The sequence below is a fragment of the Streptomyces sp. NPDC052721 genome (assembly GCF_040678315.1).
Classification (GTDB): domain Bacteria; phylum Actinomycetota; class Actinomycetes; order Streptomycetales; family Streptomycetaceae; genus Streptomyces.
Genome location: NZ_JBFATL010000064.1, coordinates 18,297 through 37,957, shown reverse-complemented (window position 1 = coordinate 37,957; position 19,661 = coordinate 18,297). Strand labels below are relative to the sequence as shown.

Below are 19,661 nucleotides of genomic sequence, written 5' to 3'. Positions count from 1 at the left end.
CGAGGGCCGGGGCCCGGCACGCCGAGAGCACGCACCTGACGCCGCGCGGCCCGCCCTCCGGGCGGACGACGGGAGTTTGACGACAGGACCTAGGAAGACGTCCGGGCGGCGTCCAGGCGGCCGACGCGGGCCACGTTCCGCCGGTCCTCGGGATCCTGGCTGGGCTCGGCCGCGAACCAGGCGTCGAGGATCTCCTTCAGCACCGGTTCCGAGGTGAGCCTGAGGCTCAGCGCGAGGACGTTGGCGTCGTTCCAGCGCCGCGCTCCGTCGGCCGTACCGGCATCCGTGCACAGCGCCGCCCGCACGCCCGGCACCTTGTTGGCCGCGATGGACGCGCCGGTGCCCGTCCAGCAGCACACCACCGCCTGGTCGGCCGCGCCCTCGGCCACGTCCCGGGCGGCGGCCTCCGAACAGACCGCCCACTGCGCGTCGGCCCCGGGTCGCAGCGCGCCGTGCTCCCGGACCTCGTGGCCACGGCGGCGCAGCTCCGCGACCAGCAGACGGGCCACGGGTTCGTCCATGTCGGAGGAGACGGAGATCCGCATACCCCGGAGCGTAGCGCGGAGCGCCCGGCCCCGGCCGGACAGGCCGGACGGCCCCGCGGAGGGGCCGTCCGGCAGGGCATCGTGCATGGGCGGGATCAGGGGTGGTCGGGCTGCTGTGCCGGAGGCACCCCGCCGCCCTCTCCCCCGCCCTTGCCGCCCTTGTCCGAGCCGTGCGGGCGGCCACCCGCGTCCCGCCCGGCCGGCTGGCGGGCCTTCAGCTCACCGCTGTCCTGCGGGGTGGCGCCACCCTTGTCACTGCGCCGCTGTTCGGGCTGCTGCGGATTGGACATGCGCCGGACTCCCTCCGGATGGTGCGTGCTCCGTTCGGGATCCGGGTTCCCAGAGGGCCGCGGGTGACGCACACCGGCGGCGGACCGGGCTCACGACGCCGGGCGGGTCAGCGCCCGGTGGAGGTGTTCGAGGGCGTCCAGGAGCACCGAGCGGTGGTACCAGCTCAGCCAGGCCGACGTGTCCGAGGCGAGCAGGGCGAACGCCTCGGCCTGCGCGGCGGACGTCCGGTGGCCGGCGTCGGGCCAGTGCAGGGTGATCACGCCGGTGCACGCGCCGGCGGAGGAGAGTACCGGAATGCTGTGCACGGCCTGGGTGCCGGTGGCCAGCAGCACGCGCCGGCAGTCGTCGGAGAGCTGCGCGTCCGTCGCGACGTCGGGCACGCTCACCTGGCGGCCCCGCAGCCGGGCCGCCGCGTCGGCCGTGCCGTCGCCCCGGCCGCGCACGAGCTGGTCGAGGAGCGTCTCCGCGCAGCCGTAGTGGGTCTCCAGCACCAGGGCGTTCACGGCAGGGTCCACGAACTGCACGTACCCGGCGGGCGCCCGGCCGATGGCCAGCGCCTCGTGCAGGACGGCGTCGATCATCTGCCGCCGGTAGCGGGGGTCCCGGCCGCCGCGGGCCAGCATCCGCAGCTGCGGCACCGGCAGCGAGCGGCGGCCCGGGAACCACACGTCGCCGTCCGGGGGGCGGGCCACCACCACGGCCGAGACGAGGACCCGCAGCGGCACGTTGAACCGCTGCGAGGCCTCGCGCAGCGCCCGGAAGGCGCTGCCGGAGTCCGGCAGTCCGTAGCGGACCATGAGCGTGCCCTGCGCCATGCCGATCACCGGCGCGGTGCGCACCCGGGCGCGCAGCGCGCGGACCTCCTTGTACAGGTCCTCGTACGAGGGCCGCAGCGGGTCCGCCATCTGCGACCGCCAGGCGGGCAGCTCCTCCACCCGGGAGGCGGCGCGGGCCAGCTCGCGCAGTGCCTCGTCCAGGGTGGCGTACAGCTGGACGCCGTCCAGGCGGGCCAGGTGCACCGCCTCGCGGACCCCGGGCCGGGCGCGGACGATGATCAGGTCGGGACGTCCCGTGCGCGCCCGGGTCGTCTCGCTGAGCGTGCGCAGCACGGCGGCGCCGCCGAGCTGGACGTGCGCCATGTCGAGCACGGGGCGCAGTCCGGCGCGGTCCGCCTGTTCCAGGTGGCCGCGCAACTCCTCCGACCAGGCCTGGGCGCCGTCGGCGTCGAGGCTGCCCGACATGCGCAGCAGGAGGGCGCCCTCGGCGGGCAGCCCCTCCACGACGGAGGACTCGATCACGAGGGGAGCCGGTGCCGCAGGTCGGCCGGAGGAAGGTTTCATCGCATCACCCAGACAGGACGTCCCAAAGAACTCGATCGGCCGCTTCCTGACCTACGCAGCATCCCGCACGGTAGGCCCCGGGCCGTCGGCCGCGCCATCCACCGCGCCGTGCGGCGCAGCGGCGGGGCGCGCGGTCGCTAGCCGAGGCCGCCGGGCTCCGGGCGGGCCGGTTCGTACGCCGGCTCGCACACCCGTTCCCGGGCCGGTCCCCGGGAGGTCAGGGCGTCCAGGGCCGACGCCAGGGTGGCGTGCACCCGGATGCCCGGCAGGCCGGCCGAGGTCAGGGCCTCCCGTACGTGCGGCCGGGGCTGTACGACGGACAGGGCGCGGCCGGTGCGGGCGAGGGCCCCGGTCGCCCGGTCCAGGGAGCGCACCGCGTCGGCACAGGCGAGATAGGCCTCGCTCAGGTCCAGCAGCGGGTGTTCTGCGGCCTGGCCGGCGTGGGCCACGTGCTCGGCGAGGGCTTCGGAGAACAGCCGGGCGTTGGAGGCGTCGACCGTGCCCCGGGTTTTCAGGACGCTGATGCCGCCGAGCCCCGGGCGGTGCTCGTGCACGGTCTGCAGGAGCAGCGGGGCCGGGCCGCCGGGGCGGACGCGGGCAGGGGACGGCTGACCGTCTTCCATGGGTGATCGGGTTTCCACGGGGATCGGGCTTCCTGGAGGGGGAGGAAGGATCAGCCGGCCGCGTCTTGACCGGGACATCACTGTGCCCGCGCCGTGAAGGGGATGCAACGACGTCCCCGGGCGTGTCGTACCGCCGGGGTCTCAGCCGACGTACCGCCGGGCGGGTGAGTCCCTGCGGGCCCGTTCCAGTGCGGCGAGGCGGCGTTCCAGGTCCGGCGGTACGGGGTCGCGCTGGCGCAGCACCCACGGCAGTCCGGCGGTGGCGTGGGCGAACGCGCGGGCGGAGGCGGCGTCCCGAGGCACGGTCCGGATGAGGTGCCCGGTACGGCGGAGCGCCGGCAGCAGCGGGCGGCGCAGCCAGGTGAACCACAGCGTGTTGCGCAGCCCGAGGACCCGCCGGGCCGTGCTGTCGCGCAGCCGGGAGGCGTGGTGGTGGACGGTGAGTTCCTCGGCGTAGGCGAGCCACCAGCCCTGGCGCAGCAGGTCGCAGGCGAGCAGTTCCTCCTCGCCGCCGAGCCACAGGCCCGGGTGGAAGCCGCCGCCGGCGCGGAAGGCCTCGGTGCGCAGCACGGTGGCGGCGGCGAGGAAGGAGCCGAGGGCGGGTCCGGGCAGCCAGTCGGGTCCGGACAGCGGGGACTCGCGCAGCTCGCGCACGACCGGGTCCTCGGTGCCCTCCGGTTCCACGAGGATCCGCGCGGTGACGCCCGCGAGCCGGGGGCTGGCGTCCAGCAGATCGGCGGCCCGGCGCAGGCTGCCGGGCTCCCACCAGGTGTCGTCGTCGCAGAAGGCGACGTACGGCGTGCGCACCCGCTGCACGGCCAGGTTGCGGCCGATGGCACCGAGATTGCGGCCGGGGCGCAGCAGCGTCATCTCGGGGAAGTCCCGGGCGACCGCTTCGGCGGTGCCGTCGGTGGAGGCGTTGTCGGTGACGATCACGGGCGGCCGCTCGGGCAGCCGGCGCAGCAGGGCGAGGGTGCGCAGCAGTTCGTCACGGCGGTTGTGGGTGATCAGGACGACGGTCGTACGGTCGTCGGGGGCGATCCGGGTAGGGGCCTCGGAGGCGGTGCCGGTCATCGTCTGGCGCCTCCCCGTGAGTGGTCAGGGCGGGTCGAGGTCGTCATCGTCTGGCGCCTTCCCGTGGGGGGTGGGGGCGGTCGGCGGTGGTGGCGGTCGTCGTCCGGGGGTGCCTCCTCTGCGTGGGGGGCGGTCGAGGGTGGTCATGCTCCGGCGCCTGCCCGTGCGTGGGGGCTGGTCGGGGGTGGTCGTCGTCCGGCGCCTGCCCGTGGGGGGGTCGGGGGCGGTCTTCGTCCGGCGCCTGCCCGTAGGGGGTGCGGGCGGTCGAGGGTGGTCGTGGTCGTCGTCCCGGGGTGCCTCCTCTGCGTGGGGGGCGGTCGAGGGTGGTCATGCTCCGGCGCCTTCCCGCACGCCGGGGGTGGTCGGCGTCCGGCGCCTGCCCGTGCGTGGCCGGGGCGGGTCGCGGTGCTCGGGCGGTGCCTTCTCGTGGGGTGTCAAGGCAGGTCCTGGGCGTGAGCCTCGGGGGTGTCCCGGTCATTGCCCGGTGCCTCTCCGGGGGCGGTCGGCCGTCTCGCGGTCGAGGAGGCCGGCGGCGTGTTCGACGCGTGGGGGCAGGGGCCGGCGGCGGGCGAGGGCGGCCGGGAACCGGGCGACGGTCTCCTTCAGAGCGCGGCGCGCGCCGGGGCGGCCGGCCGCGGCGTCCAGCGCGAGGTCGGCTCCGGCGCGCAGGACGACCGGCCAGGGGCGGCGCAGGCAGGTGGTCAGCACGTGGTTGCGCCGGACGAGGAAGGACCGGCCGGTACGGTCGTGGTCCTCGGGGTGGTGGCGGGCGCACAGGGAGGATTCGTAGGCGACGCCCCAGCCCGCGGCGGCCAGGTCGTAGGCGAGCAGGGTCTCCTCGCCACCGAAGAAGAGCAGCGGGTGGTAGCCGCCGGCGCTCAGGAAGGCCTCACGGCGGACCACGCAGGCGCAGCCGAGGAAACCGAGCACCGGGCGGCCGGGCAGGTCCGGTTCCAGCGGCAGCGGGGAGGCGGCGAGCACCGCGTTGAGGGGGTCCTCGGCGGCTTCGTCGCCGACCAGGGTGCGGGCGGCGAGCAGCCCGAGCCGGGGGTGCTCGTCGAGGAGGTCGGCGGCGCGGGTCAGGCTCCCCGGCTCCCACCAGGAGTCGTCGTCGCTGAAGGCGACGTAGGGGGTGCCGGCGTGCCGGACGGCCAGGTTGCGGCCGAGGGCGCCGGTGTTGGCGGCGGGCCGCAGCAGGCGGGCGATCGCCGGGTGCCCGGCCACGGCACGGCGCGTGGTGTCGTCGCGGGAGTTGTCCACGACGATGACCGGCGGCCGCTCGGGCAGCGCGGCCAGCGCGGCCAGGGTGCGCATCAGGCTGGCGCTGCGGTCGCGGGTGATGACGGCGACCGTGATGCGCGGGTCGCCCGGGGCCGTGGGCCGGTGCACGCGGTCCGGGGATCGCTCAGTGGACATGTGCCGCCTCCGGTCCCGCCTGCCGCTGCCGGCCGCGCGCGTCCCGCAGCAGCGTCAGACAGGCGGCGGCGACCTCACCGGCGCGGATGCGCAGCAGGCGCGCGTCGGGGGTGCGGCCGTGCGGGTCGCCGGGCGGGCCGGGTTTCCACAGGGCGAGGTGGTCCGGGCTCGGGGGTGGCCCCCACAGGCGCGGGGAGACCGGTCCGAACAGGGTGACGGAGCGGGTGCCGTGGGCCACCGCGAGATGGGCGAGGCCGGTGTCGCCGCTGAGCACCAGGGACGCGCCGGCGACCAGCGCGGACAGTTCCCCGAGCGGCAGGCCGCCGGTCAGCACGTCGCAGCCGCGCTGGCCGCCGCGTGCGGCGACCGAGCGGATCAGGGCGTCCTCACCGGGGCCGCCGGTGAGCACCACGTGGTGGCCCGCGGCGCGCAGACACCGTACGACGGCGGCGAACCGCTCCCCCGGCCAGCGGCGGGAGCCCGAGGCCGCGCCGGGGTGCACGACGACCGCGCCGGGGGCCGGGGACGGCGTGGCGGGCCGGGGCAGCCGTAGGTCCAGGGGGTCGGCCGCGATGCCGTAGCCGTGCAGGAAGGCGCACCAGCGGTCCCGTTCGTTCGCCTGGTCCCGCCACGGCGGGCCGTCCGGGCAGGCGTGGGCGAGCAGCCTGCGCGGACGCAGCGCGGCGAGCGCGTCGCGGCTCTCGGGGCCGTTGCCGTGCAGGTCGATCGCCACGTCGGGGGGCGGGCCGGGCCAGTGGCCGAGGTCCGGCACCGCGCGGCCCGGTGCCTCGGCCGGGAACACGGCGTCGACCGCCCCGGTCTCCAGGGCGAGTTCGGTCAGCCCTGGCGGCTGGGCGAGGACGACCCGGTGGCCGGGAAAGGCCCGCCGGATGCCCCGCAGCGCGGGCACACCGGCCAGCAGATCGCCCAGGCCCAGGGCGCGCAGGACCAGGATGGTCGGGGGGTCCGGGGCAGAGATCGGGGTGCGGGTCACCGAGTGGGTCCTCCGTTGCGTGCGGAAGCCAGGGACGGACGGCGGGCCGGGCTCCGCTCGCCGGCACCGACCACCCGAGCGGGCGGCGCGCCTCGGCCGGGGGTGCGGGGCGGGCCGCTTGCGCCCGGGACCGACGGTCCGTTCCGGCCGGGGGCGCGCGACATGGGCGGGACACACACGCCTGCGACGGCGTGCCGAAGACACCCGGCGCCCACGCCCTCAGCCGGCACGGCAGTCCGGAGCGCGGCACGCGTGAGGCACCCGGCGCCCACCAGCCGGTCTCCCTCGCCCAGCGCGTGCCGGGCTCGCTCGGCCGGCGCTTGGCCGGCCGGACCGTGGGCCCCGGGCCCCACCAGGGGCTGCGCCGCGCTCACCTCGTGTCTCCTCCCGCGGGTGCCGGGGCCAGGGCCGCGCGGCGGGCGAGGCCGGTGGTGGAGCGGCCGTCGAGGTAGGGAAGCAGGAGGACCTGGCCGCCCCAGCTCTCCACGAGGGGCTGTTCGGGCAGCCGGGTCCGGGCGTAGTCGCCGCCCTTCGCCCAGATGTGCGGGCGCAGTTCGCCGAGGATGCGTTCGGGTGTGTCCTCGTCGAACACGGCGACGGCGTCCACGCACTCCAGGGCCCGCAGCACCCGCACCCGGTCGGCGGCCGGGACGAGCGGGCGGCCGTCGCCCTTGCGGCGGCGTACCGAGGCGTCCGAGTTGACGCACACGACGAGGCAGTCCCCGGCCCGGCGGGCGGCCTGGAGGAGGGCGACGTGCCCGGCGTGCAGCAGGTCGAAGCAGCCTCCCGCGGCGACCACGGTGCCGCCCGCGGCCCGCACCCGCGCGGCCGTGCGCACGGCAGCCGCGGTGGTGTCGCCGTCACCCGGCGCCTCCTCGGCCGTCTCCGGCTGGTCCGGGACGGCGACCGCGCGCGCGCCGCCCTCGGCGACGTAGCGGGTGGCGGCGTGGACGGCGGCCTGTACGGCGGCCTCGGTGAGGGCGCCGTCGGCGAGCCGGCCGGCGGCGGCTGCGGCGAACCGGTCGCCGGCACCGCAGGGGTCGCCCGTGGCGGCGGCCGGGGTGGGCACGAGCAGCGGGGTCTCGCCGTGGGAGAGCAGGGCGCCGCGTTCGCCGAGGGTCACCGCGACGGCCTGGGCCCGCCAGGCCCGCACGAGGGCACGGGCGTCCCGGGCGGCGGTGCGCAGCCCGGCCGCGTCGCCGGGCTCGGCGTCGTCGAGCCGCCGGGCGAAGGCGCGGGCCTCCTGGGCCGAGGGCGTGGCCAGGCGGACGCCGGGGACCGGGGGCCGGCCGCGCACGTGCGGATCCCAGACGACGGGGGCCGCCGTGTGCGTGAGGGCGTCCCGGAGGACGTCGGCGGTACCGCGGCCGTAGTCGGCGACGAGGACACCCCGGGCCGCCGCGATCGTGGACACCGCCTCCTGGGTCGCCTCGCGGGCCCGGCCCTCGCCGTCGTCGAGGCGGAGCAGCGGCCGGTCCCCGGCCAGGACGCGGGTCTTGCTGCTCAGGGTGCCCTCCAGCGGCACCTCGACCAGGCCGACCCGGCCTGCCAGCAGCTCGCGCAGGGTGTCGCTGGCGGCGTCGGCGCCGAGGGCGGTGACCAGGGTGACGGGACGTCCGTCGGCCGCCGCGAGGCAGGCGGCGAGGGCGGCGCCGCCCGGGCGGGAGCTGCGCCGGGTGCCGTGGACGACGGGGACGGGCGCGTCCGGTGCCAGCCGCTCGGCCCGGCCGCACAGGTCGTGGTCGAGCAGGGCGTCGCCCACGACGACCAGGGGTGTTGGGGAGGCGGTCATGGGTGTCCCTTCCTGGGGGCTACGGGCGCGCCGGGCGTGGCCCGGCCGACGGTGCGGGCGCGGCCCACGAGCCGCCCCACGACACCGGGTTTGCCGTCGGCGTCCGGCCGGCCATCGGTGCCCGGCCGATCACCGGCGTCCGGCCCGCCGTCGAGTCCCCCTCGGCAATCGGCGACACGCTTGCCCTCGGCCCCCGGCCTGCCCCCGGTGTCCGCCCGGTCGCCGGCGCCGGCGCCGGCCACCCCGTGGTCGGCCTCCCCCCGTTCGACGGCCCGGTCGAAGGCCTCGCAGAGCATGTGGACGGCGACCAGGTGCAGTTCCTGGACGGTGGCGGCGACGGGGGCGTCGACGCACAGCGCCGCGTCCGCGCCGAGTTGCAGCGGGTTGGGGGCCCGTCCGGTCAGCGCCCACACCGTCATGCCGAGCCGGTGCGCGCGGTCGGCGGCGGCCAGCAGGTTGGCGCTGGCGCCGCTGGTGGACAGCAGCAGGAGCACGTCGCCGGGGCGGCCGTGCGCGGCGGTCTGGCGGGCGAACACCTCCTGGACGCCGTAGTCGTTGGCGATCGCGGTGGTGGAGGAGGTGTCGGCGTGCAGGGCGACCGCGGAGAACGGCGGGCGGTCGTCGCGGTAGCGGCCGACGAGTTCGGCGGTGAGGTGCTGGGCCTGGGCGGCGCTGCCGCCGTTGCCCGCGACGAGCAGCCGGGCGCCCGCGCCCAGCCGCCGGGCCAGTTCGGTGCCCCAGCGCTCGATCAGCGGACCGTGGTCGCGGAACGCCTCCAGGGCCTTGGCGAGGTCGTCGCAGTGCGTGGTGTCGGTGGCGGTGTTCCCGTGCGCCGTGCCGGTGACGGTCTTCGTCGGACTCTTCATCGGACGACTCCCGAGAGCGAGCGGATGGAGGACACGGCGCCGTACACCCCGGCCACCCCGTCGGCCACCCGGTCCCAGGTGTAGTGGCTGAGCACCCGGGCGCGGCCGGCGGCTCCGTACCGGGCGAGCCGGTCGGGGTCGGCGAGGAGGGCGCGGACGACCGCGCCGAGGTCGTGGTCGTCGTCGGCCGGGACCAGGACGCCCGTGGTGCCGTCCACGACCGTGTCGAGCTGCCCGCCGACGGCGGTGGCGACGACCGGCGTGGCACAGGCCATGGCCTCCAGCGGGACGATGCCGAAGGGCTCGTACCGGGGCAGCGACAGCACCAGGTCGGCGCTGGACATCAGCCGGGGCATACGGGCTCTGCCGACCCCGCCGAGCAGGGTGACCCGGTCCGAGACGCCGTACTCGCCGGCGATGCCGTAGAGGCGTTCGGCCTCGGGTTCGGCGCCGAGCAGGTCGGCCTCGGGGCCGCCGGCGATGAGGAGTTCGGCGTCGGGGACGCCGGCCAGGGCGCGGATGGCGCGGTCGAAGCCCTTGCGGGGCACGAGCCGGCCGACGGCCAGCAGCCGCCTGCGGGCGCCGGGCGGGCGGGTGCGGGCGACGGGGGCGAACTGGTCGGGGTCGACGCCGCACGGCACGACGCTGATCCGGTCCTCCGGCAGCCCCATGGCCTTCAGTTCGGCCACCTCGTCGCTGCACGTGGCGATGATCCGGGCGCACTCGTGGCCGACGGCCTCCTCGATGGCGAGGCGCTGCGGCGGGCTGGTGTCGGCGGCACCCTGGTAGCGCTTCTTGACCGTGCCCAGCGCGTGGTAGGTCTGCACGACCGGGATGCCGAGGTCGCGGGCGCCGGCCAGGGCGGCCAGGCCCGACATCCAGAAGTGGGCGTGCACCACGTCGGGCGGGCTCTTGGCCCACTGCCGGGCGAGGAAGTTCCCGAACTCGGTCATGTGGGGCAGCAGTTCGTCCTTGGGGACGGGCGTGGGCGGTCCGGCGGGCACGTGCACCACCTGTACGCCGTCGATGAGGGTCACCCGGTCCGGCAGGCCCGCCGAGTCCCGCCGGGTGTACACCGTGACCCGGTATCCCTTTCTGGCGAGCTGCCGGGCGACCTGCGCCACGTACACGTTCTGGCCGCCCGCGTCCGGCCCGCCGAGCGCGGCCAGGGGGCTGGCGTGCTCGGAGACCATGGCGACGCGCCCGGCGGTGTGCGGAATGCGGCTCATCGGGTGACCTCCTTGATCAGGCGCTCCCAGTCGTCCAGGAAGCGCCGCTCTCCGTAGCGGGCCCGGGCCGCGGCCCGGGCCGCCGCGCCGGTGCGGCGGGCTCGCTCGGGTTCGGCGAGGAAGGCCCGTACGGCGTCCTCCAGGACGTCGAGGCGGTTCGAGACCACCCCGGCGCCCTCGGGTATCGCCTCCCGGGCCTCCGTGGTGTCCAGGGCGACCACGGGCATGCCCAGGAACATGGCCTCCAGCAGGGACAGACCGAGCGAGGTCCAGCGCACGGGGTGCAGATACACCCGGCACCGGGCCATCTCCCGGTGCAGTTCGTGCTGCGGCAGGTCCCGGGTACGGCAGCGCTCGGGCGGCAGGCCGAGGTGCTCGGCGAGTCCCTCGGTGCGCATGCCGAAGACGTCCAGGGGCGCCGACCGGGCGAACCGGGGCAGCAGGTCGGTGCCGGTGGTACGGCCCCTGCGCACGGGCTCGTTGACCACGACGGCCGCGCGCCGCTCGGTGCCCGTGTAGAGCGCGCCGGGGTCGATGATGCCGTGCTCGACGACCTCGGTCGGGGCCTGGCCGCTGTCCCACATCAGCCGGTTGAAGTGGGTGACGTGCACGACGGGGATCGCCGACTGCCCGGCCAGCGGGTGGAGTTGGCGCTCGGGCGACTCGTCGGGGCTGTTGTGCTCGACGTACACGGCGGGCACGTCCACGCCGGGCCGGCGGCCGGTCCAGCGCAGGGCGAGGTCGAGTTCGTGCGGGCGTTGCAGGACCATCAGGTCGATGTCGCAGTCCCACAGTTCCTTCGGCGTGCGTTCCCGCACGCTCTCGGGCCAGTCCCAGGTCACGGCCCGGCCGAGCCCGTCGGGTCCGCGGTCGTCGGTGACCGGGACCAGGTAGGTGTGCGGGCCCTGCACGAAGGCGGTGAGCCAGGATCCGTGCACGTGCCAGACGAGGATGTTCATGACTGCCGCTCCTGGATGAGCTTGTGCACCGCGCGCACCACGTCCTGTCCGGTGACCTCGTCCAGACAGGGGTGGCCGGGCACCGGGCAGGTGAGGGCCCGGGTGTCCGCGCAGGGCGCCGACCGGTCGCCGAGCAGGATGACGGGGACGCCGTAGGGCGCCCAGCGCTCGGCCGGTACGACGGGCGCGAACAGCGAGACGACCGGGGTGCCGACGGCGGCGGCGAGGTGGGCGGGGCCGGTGTTGGCGCAGATCACGACGTCGGCCATGCGCAGCACGCCGGCGAGGGTGCGCGGGGAGGTCCGGCCGCCGAGGTCCACGGCCAGATCCCCGCTGACCCGCCGGGTGAGATCGGTCTCCTCGGGGCCGCCGGTGACGACCACGCGGTGCCCGGCGTCGGCGAGCAGCGCGACCGCCTCGGCGCAGCGGTGGGGGCTCCAGGCGCGGGCGGGGGCGCTGGCGCCGGGGTGCAGGACGACGTAGGGGCCGTAGCCGGTGAGGCTGCTGGTGTCCGGGGGCGGCAGGACGCGCAGCCGACCGTCGTCGCCGGGCGGCGCCGGGAAGCCCATCGCGGCGGCGGTGTCCAGCGCCGCCTCGGCCTCGTGCCGGCCCTCCAGCCGCCGGTGGCGTACGTCGAGGAGCCGGCCGGGGTGGTCGACGCTGTCGGCGCCGATCCGGCCGACGCCGGCGAGCCGGAGCAGCAGGGCGGTCGGCAGCGGGCTCTGGTGGAAGGAGGTGAGGACGAGCGCGGCCTCGTAGGCCCCGGCGCGCAGGCGCCCCACCAGCCGGTCGACGTCGGCCGGACTGACCGGGGGCGGATCGAACCCCTCCCAGGGCGCCTCCCACACCTGCACCTCGTTCACCCCGGGCAGCAGCCGGGCGGCATCCGCGCCGCGAGGGCCGCACAACAGGGTGACGTGCGAGGACCGGGCGGCGACGGCACGCACGGCGGGACCGGCGAGCAGCACGTCACCGAAACTGTCGAGCCGGACGACGAGCGATTTCACGCCGACCACCTCCCGGGGGACCGCCCCGCGGCCGACCGGGGCCCCTCAGAGGCCGACGGGTCGTGCACAGCCGACCGGGACTCCTCTGGACCTGCCGCGCCCGCCACAGCCGACCGGGACCCCCCTGGGCCTGCCGCACCCGACACAGCCGACCGTGCCCGATCCGAGACCGCCGCATCCGACACAGCCGACCGGGACCCCCCTGGGCCTGCCGCACCCGACACAGCCGACCGTGCCCGATCCGAGACCGCCGCACCCGACCGGGACCCCCCTGAACCTGCCGCAGCCGACACAGCCGACCGATCCCGATCCGAGACCGCATCCGACACAGCCGACCGGGGCTCCGACCGAGCCCGATCCGAGGCCGCCGCGTCCGCCAGCGGGGACCGCCGCCCCTCGCAGAGGGCCGCGGTGTCCTGCCCGGACGACCGCATGCCGGCACGCGCCGCCGTGTATGGGAGAGAGGACCGCCGCTCGGCGACCACCGCGGCACCCTGCCCGGACGGCCGCGTTCCGCCAGGCCTCTCCGCGTCCCGTCCGGACGAGCGCCGCCCCTCGGAGACGACGGCGGTGCCCTGTCCGGGCGACCGCGTCCGATCCGGGGCCGCCGTGCCCGGCACTGACGGCCACCGCCCCTCGGCGACCATCGCGGCAGGCCCGGACGGCCGTATCCCCTCAGGCCTCTCCGCGTCCCGCGCGGAGGACCGCCGGGCTTCGGAGACCACCGCGGTGCCCTGGCGGGACCACCGCATCGCGTGACTGGCCGGTGCCGTCCGCGCAGGTGAAGCGTGTGGGGGTCGCCTTGCCGGGGTGAGGCCCGCCGCTGTCAGGGCCGCGCGGACCGCGGTGAGGGGGTCGGGGGCGCTCTCCGTGGCGAAACGTTCCGCCTCCGCCGGCGCGGTGGCCGCGTTCGGGACCAGGACGCCCCGGGCGCCGGCCGCGCGGGCGGCCAGGACGTCCGCGGCGATGTCGCCGATCACCAGGCACTCGGCCGGCGGTACGCCCAGCCGGGCGGCGGCGGTGTGGATCAGTCCGGGGCGGGGCTTGCGGCAGCCGCAGCCGGCGTCGGGGGCGTGCGGGCAGAACACCCAGGTGTCCAGCCCTCCCAGCAGCTCGTCGGCGCGCTCGTTGACGCGGACCACCTGGTCCACGGTGAGCAGCCCGCGGCCGATGCCGGACTGGTTGCTGACCACCCCGGTGGGCAGCCCGGCGGACCGGGCCAGCGCGACGGCCGCGGCGGCGCCCGGCATCAGCCGCACCCGGTCGGGGTCGCCGTTGTACGGCACGTCCACGACAAGGGTGCCGTCACGGTCGAACAGGACGGCGGACAGCCTGCTCACTCGGCACCTCCCAGGGGCTCGGCGTGCCGGTGGCGGACGACTCCGCGCAGCCAGTGCCGGACGGCGAGCGGCGGGATGAGCACGCTGGTGCCGAGCATCCCGGCGATCTCGCGGCCGGTGCGCGGCCCGGGCAGGATGCGGGCGAGGGCGAACTCGGTGGTGCCGAGCGTCCACAGGGCCGCGCAGGCGGTCGCGGCCCGGCGCCGCCCGGCCAGGGCGCAGCCGGCCGCGGCGAGGGCGGCGCCGGTGACCACCAGGTGGCGGGGCAGCCGGCCGCGCGGCGCCTGCGCGCGGTCCCACCAGTCGCGGCCGTGCAGCCGGTTCATCAGGGCGTCGTCGGCGTTGCCGCGTTGCGCGGGCAGCGAGGCCCACCAGTGGGCGGGACGGACCGGGTGCCGGGTGACCCGTGTGCCCCGGGTCAGCGACCAGCCGGCCCGCTGCACGCGCAGGGCGAGGTCGGCGTCTTCGCGGAAGGCTCGTGGGAAGCGTTCGTCGAAACCACCGGTCCGCTTGAGCGCCTCGGTGCGGTAGGCCATGTCGGCGGTGGCCCAGGCGGCGTTCTCCAGGCCCTTGGTGGTGCGTTCCCAGTCGGTGGGCCGGCGGTCCAGGGGCAGGGGGACACGCAGCTGCCCCTGGACACCGCCGACGTCGGGGCCGGCCTGCCGCAGGTCGTCGGCGAGCCGCCGGGACCAGTCCGGCAGCACCTGCACGTCGTCGTCCAGGAAGACCGTCCAGGGCGTGCGGACGGTCTGCCAGCCGGCGTTGCGGGCGGCGGCCGGCCCCTTGCCGCCGGTGCGCAGGGTGCGCACCCGGTCGAGCAGCTGCCCGGCCGGTTCCAGGGGCAGGTCGCCGTCGGGTGCGGGCCGGTCGTCCACGACGACCACCTCGTGCGGCGGGTGGCCGTCGGCCGCGGCGAGCGCGCGCAGGCAGTCGGCGAGGCAGGGGCGGCCGATCGTCGGGACGACGACGGTGTAGGCGGGGGCGTCGGTCATGCGAAGGCCTTCCCACGGCGGATCGCGAACGGGCCGAGCACCAGCAGGTCGACCGGGGCCGAGCCGAAGCACTCCAGGGCGTCCCGGGGGTCGTCGACCATGGGCCGCCCGGCAGTGTTGAGGCTGGTGTTGACCACCACGGGCAGTCCGGTGCGCCGTTCGAAGCCCTCGATCACGCGGGCCACGAGGGGTTCCTGGGCGCGGTCCACGGTCTGGATGCGGGCCGTGCCGTCGACGTGCACCACGGCCGGGATACGGGCCTTCCACTCGGCGGCCACGTCGTGCACGAACAGCATGTGCGGGCTGGGCAGCGGCCCGTCGAAGATCTCGCCCGCGCGCTCGGCGAGCACCATGGGCGCGACGGGCCTGAACTCCTCACGTCCCTTGACCGCGTTGAGCCGTTCCAGGTTCTCCGCCCGGCCGGGGTGGGCGAGCAGCGAGCGGTGCCCGAGCGCGCGCGGCCCGTACTCGCTGCGCCCCTGGAACCAGGCCACGATCCCGTCGGCGGCCAGCGCCTGAGCGGCGGTCTCGGCGATGTCGGCGGGTTCCTCGTACGGCACGGCCGCCCGCTCCAGCCATGCGCGCAGCTCGGCGTCGCTCCAGCCACGGCCGAGCGCGGCGGTGGGCATCGGCTCCAGGGTGTCCTTCTGCCCGGCGACGTGTGCCGCCGCGCCCAGGGCCGTACCGGCGTCGCCGGCGGCGGGCTGCACCCACACGTGCCGGAATCCGCTCTCGCGCCACAGCCGGGTGTTGGCGACACAGTTCAGGGCGACACCGCCGGCCATGGTGAGCGCGTCCTCGCCGGTGCGCTCGCGCAGCCACCGGGCGAGGGCCAGCATGGCCTCCTCCAGGCAGAGCTGGGCGCTCGCGGCGAGGTCGGCGTGGTCCTGGTTCCAGGCGCCGCCGGCCGGTCGCGGCGGGACGAACTCGGCCCAGGGCACCGGGCGGGCCCGGAATCCGCCTTCGTCGTCGGCCCGGACGTACTCCCGCAGCCGGCCGGCGAAGCGCGGGGTGCCGTAGGAGGCGAGGGCCATGACCTTGAACTCGTCGCTGCTGCGCAGGAATCCGAGGTGCTGCGTGAGGTCCTCGTAGAACAGGCCGAGGGAGTCCGGCAGTCGCTGGGTGCCGAGGACGGTCAGTTCGCGGTTGGTGTAGCGGCCGGCCAGGTGGGAGCCGCACTCGCCGCGGCCGTCGAGGACGAGGACGGCGCAGTCCGGGTACGGCGAGACGGGTCCGGCGGAGGCCGCGTGCGCGACGTGGTGCGGCACGAACCGCACCTTCGCCGGGTCGAGTCCGGGCAGGGCCTCGGCGAGGAAGTCGGGCGCCTCGCGGGCGTACTGCTGCCGCAGGTGGTCCCAGGGGTCGTGCAGCCCCATCTCGTCGGCGGGACGGGCCAGCGCGGGGTCGTAGGAGTAGGCGACGGCGTCCAGGTCGGACGGGGTGAGGCCGGCCTGGTCCAGACACCAGCGGGCCGACTGTTCGGGCAGTTCCCAGGCCGAGAAGGGAACGGGCCGCTTGCCGTGCTTGCGGCGGGAGAACCGTTCCTCCTCTGCCGCCGCCACGACCTTGCCGTCGGTGACGAGGGCGGCGGCGGGATCGTGGAAGAGTGCGTTGATACCGAGGACGTGCATGCGCTGTCTCCAGGGCCGGGGAACGGGCGGGGGTCAGGACCGCGGGGCCGGTTCCCCGGCGCGCGGGTCCGGCTCCGGGGGCAGGGCCGCGAAGTAGGCGATGGTCTGCTTCAGGCCCTCCTCCCAGGGGACCTGCGGCGACCAGCCGAGCAGTTCGCGCGCGAGGGTGGTGTCGGGGCGGCGTCGGCCGGGGTCGTCGACGGGCCGGTCTATGAACGCGATCGGGGAGCGGGAGCCGGTGAGGGCGACCACCCGGCGGGCCAGGTCGGCGACGGTGATCTCGTCGCTGCCGCCTATGTTGACCGGTCGTACCGACCTGCTCGCGGCGACCCGCAGGATGCCGTCGACCGTGTCGTCCACGTAGCACAGCGAGCGGGTCTGGCTGCCGTCGCCGGTGACCGTGAGCGGCTCGCCGGCCAGGGCCTGGCAGATGAAGGTGGGCACGGCGCGGCCGTCGTGGGCCCGCATCCGCGGCCCGTAGGTGTTGAACAGCCGTACGATCCCGGCGTTCGTTCCCCTGGTGCCGGCGTGCGCCGTGACCAGGGCCTCGGCGAACCGTTTGGACTCGTCGTACACGCTGCGCGGCCCCACCGGGTTCACGTTGCCCCAGTAGCCCTCGTGCTGCGGGTGCACGAGCGGATCGCCGTACACCTCGGAGGTGGAGGCGAGCAGGAAGCGGGCGCCGTCGCGTTCGGTGATCGCCAGGGCGTTGCGGGTGCCGAGGCTGCCCACGTCCAGGGTCTCCAGGGGCATGCGCAGGTAGTCGGCGGGCGAGGCCGGGCAGGCGAAGTGCAGGACCAGGTCGTACGGTCCCGCCAGCCGCTCCGTGCAGTCGGGTGCGGAGACGTCGCAGTGCGTGTACCGGAAACCGGGCCGGTCCTCCAGGTGCGCGATGTTCTCGCGGCGCCCGCAGGCCAGGTTGTCGGCGCAGTCGACTTCGACACCTGAATCCAGCAGCCGCTCGCACAGATGGGAGCCGAGGAAGCCGGCGCCGCCGGTCACGAGGGCGCGCCGCCAGGAGAATGGTGTGTCACCAGTCATGGGGCTGTTCCTTCGTCCACGTCGTGCGCGCCCGGGAACGCCACTGCCTGGGCGTTCGGCGCGTACCACGTCGCCGGGACCGACGTCGTCGGCCCGCTGGGAGGAAAAGGGCCCGGCCCGGTCCCCGCTGATCCGGAGGACCGGCCTGGCAAGCCGCCGCTTGCTGGACGGCACTGGCAGCTGAGTTCCCCTGCCAGTTGGATTCACACGTTGGACTCTTATTCTCCGGTCTCAGGGGTACTCGCGCGACTCCTGCGCCCCTTTACCACGCTGGAGATGCCGATGCACGACGACGTCGCGGAGGCGGTGCTGCGCGCGCTGCGCGGGCCCGGCCGGCCTCCGCAGCGGCTGCTGCTCACCGGCTGGTTCAGCTTCCGGGACGGGGAGGCGACGGCCGGGGACGTGCTCGCGCAGCAGCACGTGTCGGCCGCGCTGACCCGGGCGGGCATCCGGCACGAGACGGCGTGGAGCCCCGGCTTCCGGCCCGGTGAGCTTTCCCTGGAGACGGCCGACCCACGGGCGTACGACACCCTGCTGTTCGTGTGCGGTCCCGTGCACGGGCCGCAAGTGGCCGCACTGCATGGCAGGTTCGGGTTCTGCAGACGACTGGCGGCCGGGGTCTCGGTGGTCGATCCGGCGGACCCGGCGGTCACCGGTTTCCACGCGATCGTCGCGCGGGACGGCACCGCCGCCCCGGCCCGGCGTGACCTCGCGGCCGACGCCCCGGCGGGCCCGCTGCCGCCCGTGGCCGGGGTGGTCCTCTCCCACGGCCAGGGCGAGTACGGGGCACGCCGCCGGCACGCGGAGGTGAACGAGCGGATCACCGGCTGGCTGGCCGGCAAGGACTGCGCGCGGGTGCCGGCCGACTCCCGGCTGGCCACCGACGACTGGCGGCTGTGCGCCACCGCCGAGCAGTTCCTCGCCCTCGTGGCCCGTCTCGACCTGGTCGTCACCACCCGGCTGCACGGCCTGGTGCTGGGGTTGCGCACCGGCACCCCGGTGATCGCGGTCGACCCGGTGGCGGGCGGCGCCAAGGTCAGCGCCCAGGCCCGGGCCCTGGACTGGCCGGCGCTGGTGGCGGCGGACGCGCTGACCCCGGACATCCTGGACCACTGGTGGGAGTGGGCGCTGTCCGGGGTGGGCCGGACGGCCGCCGCCCGCCACTCGATGCGCTGACCGGGCGCGGCGGGCCGTGTAGCGCGCGCGGCCCGGGGCACTCGGCGCGGCGACGGCCGGCCGTTCACGGGCCGCCGCGTGTCACGCAGGAGGTAACGACCATGGGTCACGGCGGAAACGTCATCCAGGAGCTGACCACGGACCACCGCGAGGTCGAGGAGATCTTCGGCCGCATCGAGGCGCTGCCGCCCGGCTCCCAGGAACGCAAGGACCTCTGCGATCAGGCCACGATCGAGCTGATCCGCCACTCGGTCGCGGAGGAGGCCTACCTCTACCCGGCGGTGCGTCAGCACGTGACGGGCGGGGACGCCCTGGCCGACAAGGAACTGGAGGACCACGCCAAGGCCGAGCAGATCATGAAGGACCTGGAGGGCTGCCAGGCGGACGATCCGCAGTTCGACTCGTTGATGGCTCAGCTGATGAGCGAGATCCGGTCCCATGTGACGGACGAGGAGCAGAACCTCTTCCCACAGCTGGAGGCGGCCTGCCCCGCGGACGCGCTGATGGACCTCGGCGACAAGGTCCGCCGGGCGAAGAAGATGGCACCCACCCGTCCGCACCCGTCGGCACCGGACACTCCCCCTGCCAATAAGCTGCTGGCACCGGGAACCGGTCTGGTCGACCGGATGCGCGACGCGCTGACGGGGCGGGGCAAGGAGAGCCAGGGCTGAGGGAGAACGGCGCCGCCCGGGCCCGCGGGGGCCGGGCGGCGCCGGCTGCGCACACGGTCAAGCGTCCGGGCTCGTCCCAGCGCCTCGGAGCCACGGTTAACAGCCACGCATCACAGCCACGGTTCCGTGCCCCGGGGCGCCCGGGCGCCGGTGCGGGGACGGGTGCGGGTCGCCCGGCACAGCAGCCGGAACGCCTGGAAGAGGGTCAGCGGCCACAGCAGCGCGAAGCACCACAGCAACGCGGGGTCCGAGGTGCGGATGCCCATGACGGCGACGAACACCGACGCGACCGTCAGCAGCAGCACCGCCACCGGCAGCCAGACCTCGCTCCGCCCGGCGCCCATACGTCGCGCGAACCGCCGGTCCCGTCGCAGGTCCGCCTCGATCCGCAACAGCGTCAGCCGCTCGCGCGGTGACAGCCGTACCTGGTCACGCATCTCCCACATCTCCCAGTCGTCCACGGCAACGGCACCTCCTCCGCCGACCGGCGGCATCCGGGCCCCGGGCGACCGAGTTCCCCGGTCGGCCCGGCCGATGCGGTGCCGCGGCGGGCCGGGCCGAGGAGGGGGGAAGAGGCAGGCGGAGAAAACTCCACCCCGGGACCGGTGGCCACCCTGACTGACACGGGGCGCCCGGGCGGTCCACGAGGGAGCCGGTTCAGCCCCCGTGCTTCC

At 76.2% G+C, this 19,661-nt stretch carries 17 protein-coding genes and 2 pseudogenes; 2 read left to right on the top strand and 17 right to left on the bottom strand.

What is annotated here, in order from left to right:
* Positions 1-89: 89 nt before the first annotated feature.
* The 16 genes and pseudogenes from AB0L21_RS37190 to AB0L21_RS37115 form a co-directional block, all read right to left on the bottom strand.
* A complete protein-coding gene (locus tag AB0L21_RS37190; protein ID WP_365702640.1) occupies positions 90-545 on the bottom strand; it encodes an RpiB/LacA/LacB family sugar-phosphate isomerase in 456 nt (151 codons plus the stop codon).
* A gap of 95 nt (positions 546-640) precedes the next feature.
* The gene (locus tag AB0L21_RS37185) at positions 641-835 is read right to left on the bottom strand and encodes a hypothetical protein (RefSeq protein ID WP_103816037.1); all 195 of its coding nucleotides are present in this window, start codon (positions 833-835) and stop codon (positions 641-643) included.
* A 90-nt stretch (positions 836-925) separates the two neighbouring features.
* Positions 926-2,134 (bottom strand): ANTAR domain-containing protein, encoded by a 1,209-nt coding sequence (locus tag AB0L21_RS37180; protein ID WP_365788501.1) that lies wholly within the window; start codon positions 2,132-2,134, stop codon positions 926-928.
* A gap of 179 nt (positions 2,135-2,313) precedes the next feature.
* Complete coding sequence (locus AB0L21_RS37175) at positions 2,314-2,799, bottom strand: STAS domain-containing protein (RefSeq protein ID WP_365702636.1); 486 nt, start codon at positions 2,797-2,799, stop codon at positions 2,314-2,316.
* A gap of 141 nt (positions 2,800-2,940) precedes the next feature.
* Positions 2,941-3,873 carry a glycosyltransferase gene (locus AB0L21_RS37170; protein ID WP_365702634.1) on the bottom strand — a complete coding sequence of 311 codons (933 nt, stop codon included), beginning with the start codon at positions 3,871-3,873 and terminating at the stop codon, positions 2,941-2,943.
* Positions 3,874-4,347: 474 nt separating this feature from the next.
* The gene (locus AB0L21_RS37165) at positions 4,348-5,289 is read right to left on the bottom strand and encodes a glycosyltransferase (RefSeq protein WP_365788500.1); all 942 of its coding nucleotides are present in this window, start codon (positions 5,287-5,289) and stop codon (positions 4,348-4,350) included.
* Entirely contained in the window at positions 5,279-6,283 is a 1,005-nt protein-coding gene (locus AB0L21_RS37160; RefSeq protein WP_365788499.1) for a glycosyltransferase family 9 protein, read from the bottom strand. The genes AB0L21_RS37165 and AB0L21_RS37160 overlap by 11 nt, the downstream gene beginning before the upstream one ends.
* Positions 6,284-6,653: 370 nt before the next feature.
* Entirely contained in the window at positions 6,654-8,075 is a 1,422-nt protein-coding gene (locus AB0L21_RS37155; RefSeq protein WP_365788498.1) for a PfkB family carbohydrate kinase, read from the bottom strand.
* A gap of 260 nt (positions 8,076-8,335) precedes the next feature.
* Positions 8,336-8,941, bottom strand: a pseudogene (locus AB0L21_RS37150) (SIS domain-containing protein); the annotation flags it as partial.
* Complete coding sequence (locus AB0L21_RS37145) at positions 8,938-10,170, bottom strand: glycosyltransferase (RefSeq protein WP_365788497.1); 1,233 nt, start codon at positions 10,168-10,170, stop codon at positions 8,938-8,940. The pseudogene AB0L21_RS37150 and the gene AB0L21_RS37145, both read right to left, overlap by 4 nt.
* Positions 10,167-11,129, bottom strand: coding sequence for a glycosyltransferase (locus AB0L21_RS37140; RefSeq protein WP_365788496.1), 963 nt, complete (start codon positions 11,127-11,129; stop codon positions 10,167-10,169). Before AB0L21_RS37140 ends, AB0L21_RS37145 begins: the two co-directional genes overlap by 4 nt.
* On the bottom strand, positions 11,126-12,136 hold the full coding sequence (locus tag AB0L21_RS37135) for a glycosyltransferase family 9 protein (RefSeq protein ID WP_365788495.1): 1,011 nt from the start codon (positions 12,134-12,136) through the stop codon (positions 11,126-11,128). Before AB0L21_RS37135 ends, AB0L21_RS37140 begins: the two co-directional genes overlap by 4 nt.
* Positions 12,137-12,972: 836 nt before the next feature.
* Positions 12,973-13,476 (bottom strand): annotated as a pseudogene (locus AB0L21_RS37130) (HAD-IIIA family hydrolase); the annotation flags it as partial.
* On the bottom strand, positions 13,473-14,468 hold the full coding sequence (locus tag AB0L21_RS37125) for a glycosyltransferase (RefSeq protein ID WP_365702621.1): 996 nt from the start codon (positions 14,466-14,468) through the stop codon (positions 13,473-13,475). The pseudogene AB0L21_RS37130 and the gene AB0L21_RS37125, both read right to left, overlap by 4 nt.
* Entirely contained in the window at positions 14,465-16,099 is a 1,635-nt protein-coding gene (locus AB0L21_RS37120) for a carbamoyltransferase C-terminal domain-containing protein (protein ID WP_365788494.1), read from the bottom strand. The genes AB0L21_RS37125 and AB0L21_RS37120 overlap by 4 nt, the downstream gene beginning before the upstream one ends.
* A gap of 33 nt (positions 16,100-16,132) precedes the next feature.
* Positions 16,133-17,140 carry an NAD-dependent epimerase/dehydratase family protein gene (locus tag AB0L21_RS37115; protein ID WP_365788493.1) on the bottom strand — a complete coding sequence of 336 codons (1,008 nt, stop codon included), beginning with the start codon at positions 17,138-17,140 and terminating at the stop codon, positions 16,133-16,135.
* A 282-nt stretch (positions 17,141-17,422) separates the two neighbouring features.
* On the opposite strand from AB0L21_RS37115, the gene AB0L21_RS37110 reads away from it, so the two are divergent.
* Complete coding sequence (locus AB0L21_RS37110) at positions 17,423-18,316, top strand: polysaccharide pyruvyl transferase family protein (protein ID WP_365788492.1); 894 nt, start codon at positions 17,423-17,425, stop codon at positions 18,314-18,316.
* Between the two features lie 101 nt (positions 18,317-18,417).
* Positions 18,418-18,987 carry a hemerythrin domain-containing protein gene (locus AB0L21_RS37105; protein WP_365788491.1) on the top strand — a complete coding sequence of 190 codons (570 nt, stop codon included), beginning with the start codon at positions 18,418-18,420 and terminating at the stop codon, positions 18,985-18,987.
* Between the two features lie 110 nt (positions 18,988-19,097).
* Here the strand turns inward: AB0L21_RS37105 and AB0L21_RS37100 are convergent, their stop codons facing one another.
* Positions 19,098-19,448: a DUF3040 domain-containing protein gene (locus tag AB0L21_RS37100; RefSeq protein WP_365702614.1), complete on the bottom strand. Its 351-nt coding sequence runs from the start codon at positions 19,446-19,448 to the stop codon at positions 19,098-19,100.
* Between the last annotated feature and the right edge of the window lie 213 nt (positions 19,449-19,661).

Coding starts and splice junctions, on each gene's coding strand:
- AB0L21_RS37190 (WP_365702640.1), bottom strand. CDS start 545: ATGCGGATCTCCGTCTCCTCCGACATGGACGAACCCGTGGCCCGTCTG.
- AB0L21_RS37185 (WP_103816037.1), bottom strand. CDS start 835: ATGTCCAATCCGCAGCAGCCCGAACAGCGGCGCAGTGACAAGGGTGGC.
- AB0L21_RS37175 (WP_365702636.1), bottom strand. CDS start 2,799: ATGGAAGACGGTCAGCCGTCCCCTGCCCGCGTCCGCCCCGGCGGCCCG.
- AB0L21_RS37170 (WP_365702634.1), bottom strand. CDS start 3,873: ATGACCGGCACCGCCTCCGAGGCCCCTACCCGGATCGCCCCCGACGAC.
- AB0L21_RS37165 (WP_365788500.1), bottom strand. CDS start 5,289: ATGTCCACTGAGCGATCCCCGGACCGCGTGCACCGGCCCACGGCCCCG.
- AB0L21_RS37155 (WP_365788498.1), bottom strand. CDS start 8,075: ATGACCGCCTCCCCAACACCCCTGGTCGTCGTGGGCGACGCCCTGCTC.
- AB0L21_RS37145 (WP_365788497.1), bottom strand. CDS start 10,170: ATGAGCCGCATTCCGCACACCGCCGGGCGCGTCGCCATGGTCTCCGAG.
- AB0L21_RS37140 (WP_365788496.1), bottom strand. CDS start 11,129: ATGAACATCCTCGTCTGGCACGTGCACGGATCCTGGCTCACCGCCTTC.
- AB0L21_RS37125 (WP_365702621.1), bottom strand. CDS start 14,468: ATGACCGACGCCCCCGCCTACACCGTCGTCGTCCCGACGATCGGCCGC.
- AB0L21_RS37120 (WP_365788494.1), bottom strand. CDS start 16,099: ATGCACGTCCTCGGTATCAACGCACTCTTCCACGATCCCGCCGCCGCC.
- AB0L21_RS37115 (WP_365788493.1), bottom strand. CDS start 17,140: ATGACTGGTGACACACCATTCTCCTGGCGGCGCGCCCTCGTGACCGGC.
- AB0L21_RS37110 (WP_365788492.1), top strand. CDS start 17,423: ATGCACGACGACGTCGCGGAGGCGGTGCTGCGCGCGCTGCGCGGGCCC.
- AB0L21_RS37105 (WP_365788491.1), top strand. CDS start 18,418: ATGGGTCACGGCGGAAACGTCATCCAGGAGCTGACCACGGACCACCGC.